General features: G+C 68.2%; 8 protein-coding genes. 5 read left to right on the forward strand and 3 right to left on the reverse strand.

All coding sequences use genetic code 11. The features are described 5' to 3' along the window. Positions 1–564 precede the first annotated feature (564 nt). The 5 genes from SLW56_RS16455 (at position 565) to SLW56_RS16475 (ending at position 9,870) form a co-directional block, all read left to right on the forward strand. Positions 565–3,996, forward strand: a complete 3,432-nt coding sequence (locus SLW56_RS16455; protein ID WP_320695182.1) for a PAS domain-containing hybrid sensor histidine kinase/response regulator — start codon at positions 565–567, stop codon at positions 3,994–3,996. A gap of 122 nt (positions 3,997–4,118) precedes the next feature. After that, a complete protein-coding gene (locus tag SLW56_RS16460; protein WP_320695183.1) occupies positions 4,119–5,975 on the forward strand; it encodes a sulfotransferase in 1,857 nt (618 codons plus the stop codon). Between the two features lie 322 nt (positions 5,976–6,297). Continuing rightward, entirely contained in the window at positions 6,298–9,009 is a 2,712-nt protein-coding gene (locus tag SLW56_RS16465; protein ID WP_267113592.1) for a TonB-dependent receptor, read from the forward strand. A gap of 143 nt (positions 9,010–9,152) precedes the next feature. Beyond that, positions 9,153–9,632, forward strand: coding sequence for a hypothetical protein (locus SLW56_RS16470; RefSeq protein WP_150409502.1), 480 nt, complete (start codon positions 9,153–9,155; stop codon positions 9,630–9,632). 103 nt (positions 9,633–9,735) lie between these two features. Beyond that, positions 9,736–9,870, forward strand: coding sequence for a hypothetical protein (locus tag SLW56_RS16475; protein WP_284467993.1), 135 nt, complete (start codon positions 9,736–9,738; stop codon positions 9,868–9,870). Between the two features lie 93 nt (positions 9,871–9,963). On the opposite strand, the gene mntP is transcribed toward SLW56_RS16475, so the two are convergent. The 3 genes from mntP to acs all read right to left on the reverse strand — a co-directional run bounded on the left by mntP (position 9,964) and on the right by acs (position 13,900). After that, a complete protein-coding gene (gene mntP / locus SLW56_RS16480; RefSeq protein ID WP_017915357.1) occupies positions 9,964–10,539 on the reverse strand; it encodes a manganese efflux pump MntP in 576 nt (191 codons plus the stop codon). Between the two features lie 615 nt (positions 10,540–11,154). Further along, positions 11,155–11,820 (reverse strand): response regulator transcription factor, encoded by a 666-nt coding sequence (locus SLW56_RS16485; RefSeq protein ID WP_010342764.1) that lies wholly within the window; start codon positions 11,818–11,820, stop codon positions 11,155–11,157. 136 nt (positions 11,821–11,956) lie between these two features. Then, positions 11,957–13,900: an acetate--CoA ligase gene (gene acs / locus SLW56_RS16490; RefSeq protein WP_295932076.1), complete on the reverse strand. Its 1,944-nt coding sequence runs from the start codon at positions 13,898–13,900 to the stop codon at positions 11,957–11,959. Positions 13,901–13,912 lie beyond the last annotated feature (12 nt).

Genomic DNA, 13,912 nt, shown 5'->3' on the forward strand with positions numbered 1-13,912 from the left:
TTAGACCATCGCGGCTTCGTTCGTCGCGGCTGAAGCCGCTCCTACGCGGGGCTTGCAGTTCCATGATGGCGGTTGCGGTTGCTTTGGTTGTTGCCTTTGCCTTATCGGGTTCCCTTCCGAAGCGGCGGCCAGCGCGGGGAAAAACCCGAAGGGCGGCGTACATGGATGTACGCCGTCCGCGGCAGGGGCAGGATGCCCCTTCCGCGGATCCCCGTGATGGACGCGGACCCGGAGCGCGCAGCGCGGAGGGCGCAAGGCAGGGTGTGCTTTCTTTTGGTTCCTTTTCTTTGCACAAGCAAAGAAAAGGAACTCGCCGCAAGGCGAAAGCTTTGCTTCTGCTAAAGAAAAACCAAAAGAAGCGCTTTCCACAGCCGAAGCAAAGCCTGCGGTATGCCTGCCAAGGGAAGCGCGGTTAAGTGTATGGGCAGCCGCCGCCTCACCTGCCCCGCGGCAACCAGGCATGGTGCACGCGCAACGCAGGCCAGACGCAGCGAGCCGAACTCCCGACTACGCCGAAACGCATCCCACCCTCTAGACTGCACGCATCGTCATGGGGGCTAGCCTTTGGTTTCCAGTTGGATCCTGCTGCTGGTATCGGTCGGCTATGCGGCGCTGCTGTTCGCGGTGGCGTGGTGGGGCGATCGCCGTCCGCTGTACCCGGAGCGGCCGTGGCTGCGGCCGGCGGTGTACAGCCTGGCGCTGGCCGTGTACTGCTCGTCGTGGACGTTCTACGGCGCGGTCGGCAGCGCGGTGCGCAACGGCGCCGGCTACCTGCCGATCTACCTGGGCCCGCTGCTGATGCTGCTGTTCGGCTGGCGCATCGTCGAGCGCCTGGCGCTGATCGCGCGCAGCGAGAATACGGTGTCCATCGCCGACTTCATCTCCTCGCGCTACGGCCGCTCGCGGCGCCTGGCCGCGCTGGTGGCGGTGATCGCCCTGGTCGGCGTGGTGCCGTACCTGGCGCTGCAGTACAAGGCGGTGGCGATGAGCCTGCAGGTGCTCAGCGGCCAGTCCAGCGCCGGTGCGCCGTTCTACGCCGATCCGGCGCTGTACGTGGCCTTGGGCATGGCGCTGTTCGCCACGCTGTTCGGCACCCGCCAGGTCGATGCCACCGAGCACCACCACGGCATGATGCTGGCGATCGCGCTGGAGTCGGTGGTGAAGCTGCTGGCGATGGTGGCGGTGGGCGTGTTCGCCTACGTGTGGCTGTCCGCACGCGACGGCGGCCAGGTGCTGCAGTCCACGCGCACGCTGTTCCAGAACACCCCGCCGGTGGGCTTCATCTCGCAGACCCTGCTCAGCTTCCTGGCGCTGGTGTGCCTGCCACGGCAGTTCCACGTGGCGGTGGTGGAGTGCAGCGACGTCGGCGACATCCGCAAGGCGCGCTGGCTGTTCGGCCTGTACCTGGTGCTGATCTCGGCGATGGTGGTGCCGATCGCCGCCGCCGGCATCGCGCTGTTCGGCGGCGGCGACGTGGCCGACGACAGCATCGTGCTGGCGCTGCCGCTGGCCGAAAGCCGCACCGCGCTGGCGCTGGTCGCCTACGTGGGCGGGTTCTCCGCCGCCACCGGCATGGTCATCGTCTCCAGCATCGCGCTGGCGACGATGATCAGCAACGACCTGGTGATGCCGGTGCTGCTGCGGCGCCGCGGGCACCAGGCGGCCGGTGCCGACGTGGCCTCGAAGGTGCTGTGGATCCGCCGTCTGGCGATCCTGCTGCTGGCGCTGATCGCCTACGGCTATTACCGCAGCAGCAGTAACGACAGCACGCTGGCGTCCTACGGCCTGATGGCCTTCGCCGCGGTGGCGCAGTTCGCGCCGGGCGTGATCGGCGGGCTGTACTGGCGCGGCGCCAGCCGCAAGGGCGTGGAGACCGGCATGGTGCTGGGTTTCGCCACCTGGATCTACACGTTGCTGCTGCCGGCGCTGACCCAGGCCGGCTGGCTGGCGCCGGCGTGGCTGCTGGATGGGCCGTTCGGCATCTCCTGGCTGCGCCCGCAGCAGTTGTTCGGCATGAGCGGCTGGGACCCGCTGGCGCACGGCACGTTCTGGTCGCTGCTGGTCAACGTCGGCACGATGATGCTGGTGTCGGCGCGCTGGCGCCCGGGCCTGGACGAGCGCCTGCGCGCCGCGCCGTTCCTGGAGCCGTACTCGCAGCGCCCGGCGGTGGCCGGCGACTGGCTCGGGCAGGTGCGCGTGGTGGACCTGCAGGCACTGGCCGAGCGCATGGTCGGGGAGCGCCATGCTCGCCGCGCCTTCGCCGAACAGGCGCAACTGCTCGGCCGCGAGCCGCAGCCCACTGCGGTGGCCGACCGCGCCTGGGTGCAGTTCACCGAACGCCTGCTTGCCGCCTCGATCGGCGCGGCCTCCGCGCGTCTGGTGCTGACCAGCCTGTTGCGCGGTTCGGGCATGGACCTGGGCGAGGTGGTGGCGGTGCTCGACGAGGCCGGGCAGGAGCTGCGCTTCAACCGCGAGATCCTCTCCACCACGCTGGAGAACATCAGCGCCGGGGTCAGCGTGGTCGATCCGGCGATGCGCCTGACCGCCTGGAACCGCCGCTACCAGCAGATGTTCGGCTACCCCGACGGCATGCTCTACGTCGGCCGCCCGGTCGCCGACCTGATCCGCTACAACGCCGAGCGCGGCGAACTCGGCGGCGGCCAGGTGGAGGATCAGATCGCCCGCCGCATCGCGCACATGCGCGCCGGCACCCCGCACGTGTTCGAACGCACCCGCAGCGACGGCAAGGTGATCGAGATGCGCGGCCAGCCGCTGCCCGGCGGCGGCTACGTCACCAGCTACAACGACATCACCGACTACAAGCGCGCCGAGCAGGCGCTGCTCGAAGCCAACGAGACCCTGGAGCAGCGCGTGGCCGATCGCTCGCGCGAGGCCGAACTGGCGCAGCAATCCAAGACCCGCTTCCTGGCCGCGATCAGCCACGACGTGCTGCAGCCGCTCAACGCCGCACGCCTGTTCGCCTCGGCCCTGCGCGATGCGCACCAGAGCGAGGAGCAGCGGCATCTGGCCGAGCGCGTGGACGCCTCGCTGCGCGCGGCCGAGGAACTGCTCGACGGCCTGCTCGACGTGTCGCGGCTGGATGCCGGCGGCCTGCGCCCGACCATCGAGGACGTCGATGCCGGCCTGCTGCTGCGCGAATTGGCCGCGCAGTACAGCCCGATCGCCGCCGGCCGCGGCCTGCGCCTGCACGTGTACGCGCGGCCGCTGTGGGTGCGCAGCGATCGCCGGCTGCTGCGCCGGGTGCTGCAGAACTTCCTCGCCAACGCGCTGCGCTACACCCGCCAGGGCCGCATCGTACTGGGCATGCGCCGCCGCGGCGCGGCGCTGGAACTGCAGGTCTGGGACACCGGCCCCGGCATCCCGCCGCACCACATGCAGCAGATCTTCGACGAGTTCCAGCGCTACCAGCAGCCGTTCGACTGGGGCGAGCAGGGCCTGGGCCTGGGCCTGTCGATCTGCCAGCGCATCTCGCGCCTGCTCGGCCACGACCTGGATGCGCGCAGCCGCGTCGGCCACGGCAGCATGTTCTCCATCACCGTGCCGCGGGCGGCGCCACCGCCGCAGGCGCTGCAACGCGCGCCACGCGCAGCGGCCGCGGCCGATTCGCTGGCCGGGCTGCGCGTGCTGTGCGTGGACAACGATCAGGAAATCCTCGACGGCATGCGCGCGTTGCTCGGCCGTTGGCAGGTGGAGGTGATCTGCGCCAGCACCGTCGACGAGGCGCTGGCGCAGGCCGCGTGCGCGCCGCAGGTGATGCTGGTCGATTACCACCTGCACGACCGGCTCGACGGCCTGGAGACGCTGGATGCGCTGCGCGCGGCGATGCCGGGGCCGGTGGCCGGCGCGCTGCTCACCGCCGACGGTCGCGACGAACTGAAGCTGCAGGCCCGCGAGCGTGGCTACCGGCTGCTGACCAAGCCGGTCAAGCCGGCCTCGCTGCGGGCCTTCCTCACCGCCTACCACGATCCGATCTAGGAGCGGTCGCGCGCCTTCGTAACAGCAATGTATGGATTGTGTGGCAGCCGTCGGCGCGACCGGCGTGGCGCACGGCGCGGGCGGGCGGCTAAGGTGGAGGGCCGCCCACGACCCGCCTGCGCATGACCTCCCTGGACGACACCGCGATCCCCCCGCTCCCGGACCTGCTGGCGGCGCTGGAGGCCGGCCAGGCGCAGACCCTCGAACGCGGTGCCCGCGCCTACCTGCGGCAGCGCCCCGACGATGTCCTGGCCAGCAGTCTGCTGGCGATGAGCCTGCAGATGCAGGGCCAGCCGGCGCCGGCCGCCGCCGTGTACCGCAGGCTGGCCGAGCGCGAGCCGCACGAGGTCGCGCACTGGAACAACCTCGGCACGGCGCTGCGCGAGGCCGGCGACCCCGGCCCGGCCGGCGAGGCCTATCTGCGCGCCCGCGCGCTGGCGCCGGACGATCCGCTGCCGCACCACAACCTCGGCCTGCTGGCGATGGACGCCGGCGATTACGCCGCAGCCCGCGAACACCTGCTCGACGCGCACGCGCTGGCGCCGCAGGCGCCGCCGCTGTGCGTGCACGCGGCGATGGCCTGCCATGAGTGCGGCGACTTCCAGCGCGTGCAGGCGCTGATCGCCGACTGGCGGCAGTGGCCGCCGCTGGATCCGGACACCACCGTGGAACTGGCCTGGCTGTTGTCGCAGGGCGGCGAGACCGACACCGCCTGCGCCCTGCTGCGCGCCTGTGCCGAGGGACCGATGGCGCAACCAGCGCGGGCCTGGTCGCGGCTGGTGCTGGTGCTCGAGCGCGCCAACCGCCTGCCGCAGGCGCGCGAGGCCGCCGCGCAGCTGCCGCCGCCGGAGCGCATCGACGACCCGGACGTGCGCCAGGACGCCAGCAATGCGCTGGCGGTGCTGGCCATGCGCGAGGGCCACTGGCAGCAGGCGCATGCGCTGCTGCGCGGGCTGTTGGTCGATGGCAGTGCGGTCGACCGGCGCAAACAGAGCAACCTGTTCTTCGCGCTGGCGCGGGTCTGCGACCGCCTCGGCCTTCACGACGAAGCGCTGCATGCCTGCGCGCAGGGCCATGCCGGCCAGGTCGAGGGCCTGGCCGCGCTGGTGCCGGAGCTGGCGGCGGCGGACGCACCGCCATTGCCGGTCGCGCAGGCCCGCTGGGATCCGGCACGCCATGCCGCGGCGCGGCCGGTGAACGCGCCGGCCATGGCCGACTCGCCGATCTTCGTGGTCGGCTTCCCGCGCTCGGGCACCACCTTGCTGGAACAGATGCTCGACGCCCACCCGCAGTTGGTGGCGATGGACGAGCGGCCGTTCCTGCAGGGACTGGCCGACCGCCTGGAGGCGCGCGGCGTGGCCTGGCCGGACGGACTGGGCGAGCTCGACGATGCCGCCTGTGACGCGCTGCGCGCCGAGTACTGGCAGGCGGTGCGCGGGGTGGTGCAGCTGCAGCCGGGCCAGCGCCTGGTCGACAAGAACCCGTTGAACCTGCTGCGCCTGCCGCTGATCCGGCGCCTGTTCCCGGAGGCGCCGGTGATCCTGGCGCTGCGCCATCCCTGCGACGTGCTGCTGAGCTGCTACATGCAGGCGTTCCGCTCGCCGGCATTCGCCCTGCTGTGTGCCAGCCTGCCGCGGCTGGCGCGCGGCTATGCCGACGCGATGGAGTTCTGGCTCTACCACGCCGCCCTGCTGCAGCCACGCACGCTGGAGTTGCGCTACGAGGACCTGGTGGCCGATCCGCAGGCGCAGGTGGCGCGTCTGGGGCAGTTCCTGCAGCTGCAGCAGCCGGAGCGGCTGCTGGACTTCCAGCGCCACGCGCGCGCCAAGGGCTTCATCAGCACGCCCAGCTACGCGCAGGTGGTGGAGGGCATCAACCGCAAGGCCCTGGACCGCTGGCACGCCTATCGCAACGCCTTCGCACCGGTACTGCCGGTGCTGCAGCCGTTCCTGCGACGCTGGGACTACCGCGTCGACTGAGCGTTGCGTGTTGTCTGAACCGTTCCCGTCTGCTGGTTGAACGGCAAAAACGCAGCGTGCGCTGTACCGCGCTTGAAGCGGTGTTTTTGTCAGGGGATGGCGCACGTTGGCACACCGAAACAACACCCTTCTTATAAAAAACTAACAAGTGCCTGACGGTCCTGTAATGGACCGCTGGCCCGAGGCATCCATTTCACCCGCCGCGCGTTTCCGCGCCCGGGATGGTTCGCGCCTGCGTGCAGCCGGCGCTTGTCGCACATCACATGAGGTCTTCCCGATGTCCGTAGCAAAGAACAGACTCGCTCACGCCGTTTGCCTGGCCATGGCGACGCTTCCCGCCACGCTCTATGCGCAGAGCGCCACGCCGGCGGCGTCCGCGTCCGGCGACGCGCCGGTGACCCTGGACAAGCTCACCGTCACCGGTTCGCTGGTGCGCCGCGTGGATGTGGAGACCGCCAGCCCGGTCGCCGTGGTCGATCGCCAGCAGATCCAGCAGAGCGGCAAGCAGACCCTGGGCGATCTGCTGCAGGCGCTGCCCGGCATCGCCGGCGCCGCGACCAACCCGCAGGTCAACAACGGCGGCGGCGACGGCGCCTCGACCATCTCGCTGCGCGGCCTCGGCGACGAGCGCACGCTGATCCTGATCGACGGCCACCGCATCCAGAACAACGACGTCAACTCGATCCCGGCCAACATGATCGACCATGTCGAAGTGCTGAAGGTCGGCGCCTCGGCGATGTACGGCTCCGACGCCATCGGCGGCGTGGTCAACTTCATCCTGCGCAAGAACTTCGAAGGCGGCGAAGTCTCCGCCAACTACGGCCAGACCAGCCGCGGCGACGGCGCGCGCCAGGGCGGCAGCTTCACCTTCGGCAAGACCTGGGACCGCGGCAACGTGGTGGTCGGCCTGGACTACAACAAGCAGAAGGAAGTCTCCACCGCCAACCGCGCGTTCTCCAAGTACGCGATGTACCTGTCCAGCGGCAGCGTCTACAAGGGCGGTTCCGCACGGACCCCGACCGGCTACTACAAGCTGCCGGCAGCGACTCTGGCGGCCAACGGTTGCAAGCCCGATGGCGCGCTGACCGGCAACGGCAACGGCGGCTACAAGTGCTACAGCTCCTCGGCTGATTCGTACAACTACGAGGCACAGAACCTGCTGCTGACGCCGCAACAGCGCGTCGGTGGCTTCGTGCTCGGCAGCTTCAACATCACCGACTCGATGCAGGCGTACGTCAACGCCTACCACAACCACACCATGTCCAACTTCGCGATCGCGCCGCTGCCGCTCGACGCGCAGAACGACGGCATCACCGTCGCCGCCAACAATCCGTACAACCCGTTCGGCGTGGAGTTCGGCCCCAACGGCTACGAGTATCAGACGCGCTTCACCTCGCTCGGCCAGCGCGAAGGCTTCTACGACACGGCCACCGATCAGGATGTGATCGGCCTGAAGGGCGGCATCGGCGACAGTAGCTGGGTGTGGGACGCCAACTTCAACTACGGCCACTACCGCCAGCGCAACTGGAGCCACGGCTACGTCGATTACGCCGCGTTGCAGAACGCGATCAACAGTGGGCAGGTCAACATCCTGGATCAGGGCAGCCCGGCCACGGTCGCCTGGCTGAACAGCAACGAATCGATTCCGCGCCAGGAAACCACCACCATCATGCGGCAGTGGGAAGCTAGCGCCAACGGCAGTCTGTGGGAGATGCCGGCCGGTGCCGCGCAGCTGGCAGTCGGTGCGCTGTACCGCAAGGAGAGCCTGAGTTCCAGCGTGTCGGCCAACGCGCTGATCAACAGCGACAACACTTGCGCGGTTTCCTCCGAAGCCTGTGCTTCTCCGCTGAGCGGCAGCTTCAACGTCAAGGAGGCCTATGCACAGCTGTTCATGCCGGTGCTGGAGCAGTCCTCGCCGATCGGCGCGCTCAACCTGACCCTGAGCGACCGCTACTCCGACTACAGCAGCGTGCGCTCGGGCAATAACAGCGCCTCGTTCCAGGTGGAGTGGCGGCCGATCCACGACCTGCTGGTGCGCGGCACGGCGGCGCAGGTGTTCCGCGCGCCGACCATCACCGACATCTACCAGGGCCCGACCGCCGACGCGCCGAACTTCATCGACCCCTGCGTCGGCTACAGCGGCAGCGGCCACGCCACTGCCTGCGCCGGTGTGCCGGCCGGCTGGAGCGGCACAGGCCTGTCGCAGACCAACGCGATCAAGTCCGGCGCCACCTACGTGGGCTACCAGCTCAAGCCGGAGAAGGGCACCTCGTTCGACTACGGCCTGGTGTACAGCCCCGAGTACGTACCGGGCCTGTCGGTCAACCTCGACTGGTGGAAGGTCAAGCTCGACGACCTGATCCAGCCGATCTCCGCGCAGACCGTAGCCGACCTCTGCTACAACGATGACAACAGCCCGTACTGCAGCTACCTCCACCGCTACGCCGCCGGCACCCCAAGCGCCGGCAACATCGACCACATCCAGACGCCGGTGGTCAACATCGGCAAGCTCAACACCCAGGGCATCGACCTCGGCGCGAGCTACGCGCTGCCCGCTACCGACTACGGCAAGTTCACCGTGACCGTGGACAGCACCTACCTGCACCGCTACGACATCGACACCGGAGACACGGTGGTGCACATGGCCGGGCGCTACAACTCGTCCTATGGCAACTACGCGCATTGGCGCGCGCATGCGCTGTTCGGCTGGAAGCTGGGCAACTGGGATGCGAGCTGGACCACCCGCTGGGTCGGCAAGATGCAGGTCGGCAGCGGCGACCTGAGCCAGAACATGTCCGCCGACGGGCATGACAAGGGTGTGGTGCTGAACTACGGCAGCTACATGTACCACGCGCTGCAGGTGGGCTACGACATGGCCGGGGCCAACCTGCGCCTGGATCTGGGCGTGGACAACCTGACCAACAAGCAGCCGCCGATGATGTACCAGAACAACGTGTTGAACGCGAACACCGACGTGAGCACCTACGACACGCTCGGCCGCTACTACTGGATGCGTGCTACGTACAAGTTCTAATGCGTAAGGGTTTGTTGTAAGGGAAATGGCGTTGGCGCCCCTTCATGGGGCGCCGATTCCAGGTGTGGTGTTTTGTTGTCTGCTTTTTGCTTGTGGAGATTTCCTAGGTACTTTCTTTAATTTCAACGGCAAGGATTTAGCTCATGAAATTTGCATATGGTCTGTTGGGAGTAGTTCTGTCCGCCGCATCGTTCGGCGCAAGCGCCACCGTCGTCACCGACAGGGTCGATGAAATCTTCATTCAATGCGCCGACTGCGCTGTGGCGAAAAATACGGACGCCGTGCTGGGCTACGTGAAGATCGCGCTTAGTGCCTACGCATCCGCAGCAAGCAGTAACGGTTGGGGGCCGGTCAAGGTCGGCAATCAAGTCCAGATCGAGAAGTACACGCAGACACCTGGTGGCTATCTCCTTGTCGACCACTACTACACGATCAAGAATCTTCCGGTCACCTCTTTCAATGACTTGATCGATGGGGGTGTCGAGCGGGATTCGGATGTCAGAGCCGTTCCTGCGAGGGCGCAGGCGGAAGCGTCAATGAAAGGCGATGTTGCCAGCTTCGTCGAAAGCTTCGCGGATTCTGGTGGCGTAACGACGATTTATGGATTCTTCCCGCAGAACTGATGAATGTTGATTGCGCCGCGCCACCCAATTCCATGGGGGGCGCGGCGCAATGCCATTGCACTGGCGGCGGCGTGGACTCGCCAATGGAGCATGCTCACGCTCGATGCCTGGTACTACGCCGGAGCGCCTGCTGATCTTCCCGCCGTACTGGATGTTCCTGCACGCCTGGCTACCGCCGTGCAGCGGCGACAAGCACATCCTGTCCACCTATCTCGAATTCACCGCCAAGCCGGCCTGACCCAAGGCGCCGGCAGTGCGGGACGGACACGCACCGTCGCCGCACATCCCCAATCCCGAATCCCCAATCCCGGCTGCACCGGCACCACGTCGATCAACCTGCACCATGCAGATGCTCGAACAGGATGGTGCAGCCGATCGCGATCAGCAGGGCGCCGCCGACGATCTCCGCGCGCTTGCCGGCGAGCGCGCCGAGCGCGCGGCCGAGCATGATGCCCAGGGTGACCATGGTCAGCGTGCACAGGCCGATGATCGCCGCGACCTCGACGATGTTCACGTCGAGGAAGGCCAGGCCGACGCCCACCGCCATCGCGTCGATGCTGGTGGCGAAGCCGGTGGCTGCCAGATTCCAGAAGCCGTGGCGCTTGGGCGCAGCCTCCTCGGGCGTGTCGGACTCCGGCTTGAGGCCGGCGACGATCATGTGCACGCCCAGTGCGCCGAGCAGGCCGAAGGCGATCCAGTGGTCGAAGGCGACCACGTACTTGGACGCGGCCTGGCCGAGCACCCAGCCCAGTGCCGGGGTCAGTGCCTCGATGCAGCCGAAGATCAGGCCGGCACGCAGCGCGTCGGCCCAGCGCGGGCGTTGCATCGCCGCGCCCTTGCCGACCGCGGCGGCGAAGGCGTCGGTCGACATGGCGATGCCGAGCAGGAGAATCGAAAGAAACGACATGGGGGACCGTACCGGGACAGGCGACAACGACGAGCGCGCGCGCCCGGCCTTCGCCTTGCGCACTCGCCGCTGGTCTCGCCAACCGAACTGGCTGCCCGTACCACGGCGCATCGGCCGAGTCTGTTGATACGGGCGCTGTCCGCGCAGGGCGGACAGCAGGCTACTCCCCAAGGGGACGCGCAGTCTAACAGCGCCCAACTGCGGCGAACATCCCTGGAACGCACGCGAAGCTGCAGCTTATCTTGATAGCTGCTGCTATATCGACGGTGGCTCTGCGACGGTTGCACTGGAGACGTGGAGGATGCTCGTCCTTGCCCCCATGCCGTCGCTTGCAATGGCGCTCAGCCGTAGAGCGTGAGGATGCGAATGTGCGCGCTCCTTCAGGACAGCGCCACGGATGTGTCCGCTGTTCCCCCACATGCAGCTACCGATGCATCGCCGCTGCGTGGGGTGGCTTCCGCCGCGCCCAAGGCAGCGAATGGCGCTCAGCGTTCGGCGCGTCGGGACTGAAGTCCCTCCCACAAGTAGGCGCCCAGCGTGCCGCGTGCGCAATGCCAACGTGCGCGCACGCGTCGCATCCGCACCGCTCGCGCCTTTGACAGGCGTCGCCGCGGCTCAGTCTTCTTCTGGCGGCAGCACGATGGCGTCGCTGTCGATGGCCAGCTTGCCGGCCAGCAGCACCGCCTGGGTGCGGTTGGTGACGCCGAGCTTGCGCAGGATCGCGGTGACGTGCGCCTTGATGGTGGCTTCGGACACGCCCAGGTCGTAGGCGATCTGCTTGTTGAGGCTGCCGGCGCCGAGCATCTGCAGCACCCGGAACTGCTGCGGCGTCAGTTCGCGCAGGCGCTGCCCGACCTCGCGCTCGGCGCGGTCGGTGGGCGGCACGTTGTGCGCTTCCGGCGGTGCCCAGTGCTCGCCGTCCAGCACCGTGCCCAGGGCCAGGCCGATGGTGTCCGAGTCGGCCGACTTGGGAATGAAGCCGAACGCGCCGTGGTCCAGCGCGCGCCGCATCACCGTCGGCTCCTCGCGCGCGGACACCACCACCACCGGCAACTGCGGATGCAGCGCGCGCATGTGCACCAGCGCGCTGAAGCCCTGCGCGCCGGGCATGTTGAGATCCATCAGCAGCAGATCGGCATCGGCATGGCGATCGGCCAGCGCGTACAACGCCTCGACGCTGTCGGCCTCGTACAACTGCACCCCCGGCATCACCCGCTGCACCGCCCCACGCAGCGCCTCGCGGAACAGGGGATGGTCGTCGGCGATCAGCAGGGTGGGCATGGGTGGGGCCGGGAATGGGGAATCGGGAGTGGGGAATGGGAACGGCAAAAGCGGAACGTCGGGTGCCCAAGATGGCGAAGCGACGGGGAACGGCTTTTCCCATTCCCCATTCTCGATTCCCCATTCCCGACGCGCGTCAGCGCGTGAGTCGTTCGTTCACCAACGAATCCACCACCGACGGATCGGCCAGGGTCGAGGTGTCGCCGAGTTGGTCGGGGGCGTTCTCGGCGATCTTGCGCAGGATGCGGCGCATGATCTTGCCCGAGCGGGTCTTGGGCAGGCCCGGCGCCCACTGCAGGTGGTCGGGGGCGGCGATCGGGCCGATCTCCTTGCGTACCCAGGCCACCAGTTCCTTGTGCAGGGCCTCGCTCGGCTGCTCCTCGGCGACCAGGGTCACGTAGGCGTAGATGCCCTGGCCCTTGATGTCGTGCGGGAAGCCGACCACCGCCGCTTCGGCGACCTTGGGGTGGGAAACCAGCGCGCTCTCCACTTCGGCGGTGCCGATGCGGTGGCCGGAGACGTTGATGACGTCGTCGACGCGGCCGGTGATCCAGTAGTAGCCGTCGGCATCGCGGCGGCAGCCGTCGCCGGTGAAGTAGCTGCCCGGGTAGGTGCGGAAATAGGTGTCGATGAAGCGCTGGTGGTCGCCGTACACGGTGCGCATCTGCCCCGGCCAGGAATCGCGCAGCACCAGGTTGCCCTCGGTGGCGCCTTCCAGAATCTCGCCGTCGGCGCTGACCAGCGCCGGCTGCACGCCGAAGAACGGCAGCGTCGCCGAGCCGGGCTTGAGGTCGATGGCGCCGGCCAGCGGGGTGATCAGGATGCCGCCGGTCTCGGTCTGCCACCAGGTGTCCACGATCGGGCAGCGGCCGTCGCCGACCACGTCGTAGTACCAGCGCCAGGCTTCGGGATTGATCGGCTCGCCGACGCTGCCGAGCAGGCGCAGGCTCTTGCGCGCGGTCTTCTTCACCGGCGCCTCGCCCTCGCGCATCAGCGCGCGGATCGCGGTCGGGGCGGTGTAGAAGATCGTCACCTGGTGCTTGTCGATGACTTCCCAGAAGCGCGACACGCTCGGGTAGTTGGGCACGCCCTCGAACATCAGCGCGGTGGCGCCGTTGGCCAGCGGCCCGTAGACGATGTAGCTGTGGCCGGTGACCCAGCCCACGTCGGCGGTGCACCAGTAGATGTCGTCCTCGCGCAGGTCGAACACGGTCTCGTGGGTGTAGGCCGCGTACAGCAGGTAGCCGGCGGTGGTGTGCAGCACGCCCTTGGGCTTGCCGGTGGAGCCGGAGGTGTAGAGGATGAACAGCGGGTCCTCGGCATTCATGCGCTCGGGTTCGCATTCGGCCGGCTGGCTGTCGACCACGTCGTGGAACCAGCGGTCGCGCGGGGCCTGCATGTCCACCGCGCCGCCGGTGTGGCGCACCACCAGCACGGTTTCCACGCTGGTGGTGCCCGGCAGCTTCAGCGCCGCGTCCACGTTGGCCTTGAGCGGGATCTTCTTGCCGCCGCGCAGGCCTTCGTCGGCGGTGATGATCAGCTTGCTGCCGCAGTCGATCACCCGATCGGCGATCGAGTTGGGCGCGAAGCCGCCGAACACCACCGAGTGGATCGCGCCGATGCGCGCGCAGGCCAGCATCGCCACCGCCGCGTCTGGGATCATCGGCAGGTAGATGGTGACGCGGTCGCCCTTGCGCACGCCCAGCGCGCGCAGGGCGTTGCCGAGCCGGCACACGCGCTCGTACAGCTCGCGATAGGTGACGCGGTAGGACGGCGCGTCCGGGCTGTCCGGCTCGAACAGCAGCGCGGTCTTGTCGCCGCGGGTGGTCAGTTGCCGGTCCAGGCAGTTGACGCTGGCGTTGAGTTCGCCGTCGTCGAACCAGCGGATACGGAAATCGTCCAGGGCGAAGCTGACGTCCTTGATCCGGGTCGGCTTCTTGAACCAGTCCAGGCGCTCGGCCACCTTGCCCCAGAACGCCTCTGGCTGTTCCACCGATTCCTTGTACTGGGTCTGGTACTGGGTCTTGTCGACCCGCGCACGGGCGGCGAACTGCGGATCGACGGGATAGAGATCGGCCATGGTTCCCTCTGC

The sequence above is a fragment of the Xanthomonas sp. LF07-6 genome (assembly GCF_034105445.1).
Classification (GTDB): Bacteria; Pseudomonadota; Gammaproteobacteria; order Xanthomonadales; family Xanthomonadaceae; genus Xanthomonas_A; species Xanthomonas_A sontii.

What these genes read in the sequence shown, in the direction of transcription:
- SLW56_RS16460 (WP_320695183.1), top strand. Translation starts at nt 4,119, where the DNA reads ATGACCTCCCTGGACGACACCGCGATCCCCCCGCTCCCGGACCTGCTG.
- SLW56_RS16465 (WP_267113592.1), top strand. Translation starts at nt 6,298, where the DNA reads ATGGCGACGCTTCCCGCCACGCTCTATGCGCAGAGCGCCACGCCGGCG.
- SLW56_RS16470 (WP_150409502.1), top strand. Translation starts at nt 9,153, where the DNA reads ATGAAATTTGCATATGGTCTGTTGGGAGTAGTTCTGTCCGCCGCATCG.
- SLW56_RS16475 (WP_284467993.1), top strand. Translation starts at nt 9,736, where the DNA reads ATGCCTGGTACTACGCCGGAGCGCCTGCTGATCTTCCCGCCGTACTGG.
- mntP (WP_017915357.1), bottom strand. Translation starts at nt 10,539, where the DNA reads ATGTCGTTTCTTTCGATTCTCCTGCTCGGCATCGCCATGTCGACCGAC.
- SLW56_RS16485 (WP_010342764.1), bottom strand. Translation starts at nt 11,820, where the DNA reads ATGCCCACCCTGCTGATCGCCGACGACCATCCCCTGTTCCGCGAGGCG.
- acs (WP_295932076.1), bottom strand. Translation starts at nt 13,900, where the DNA reads ATGGCCGATCTCTATCCCGTCGATCCGCAGTTCGCCGCCCGTGCGCGG.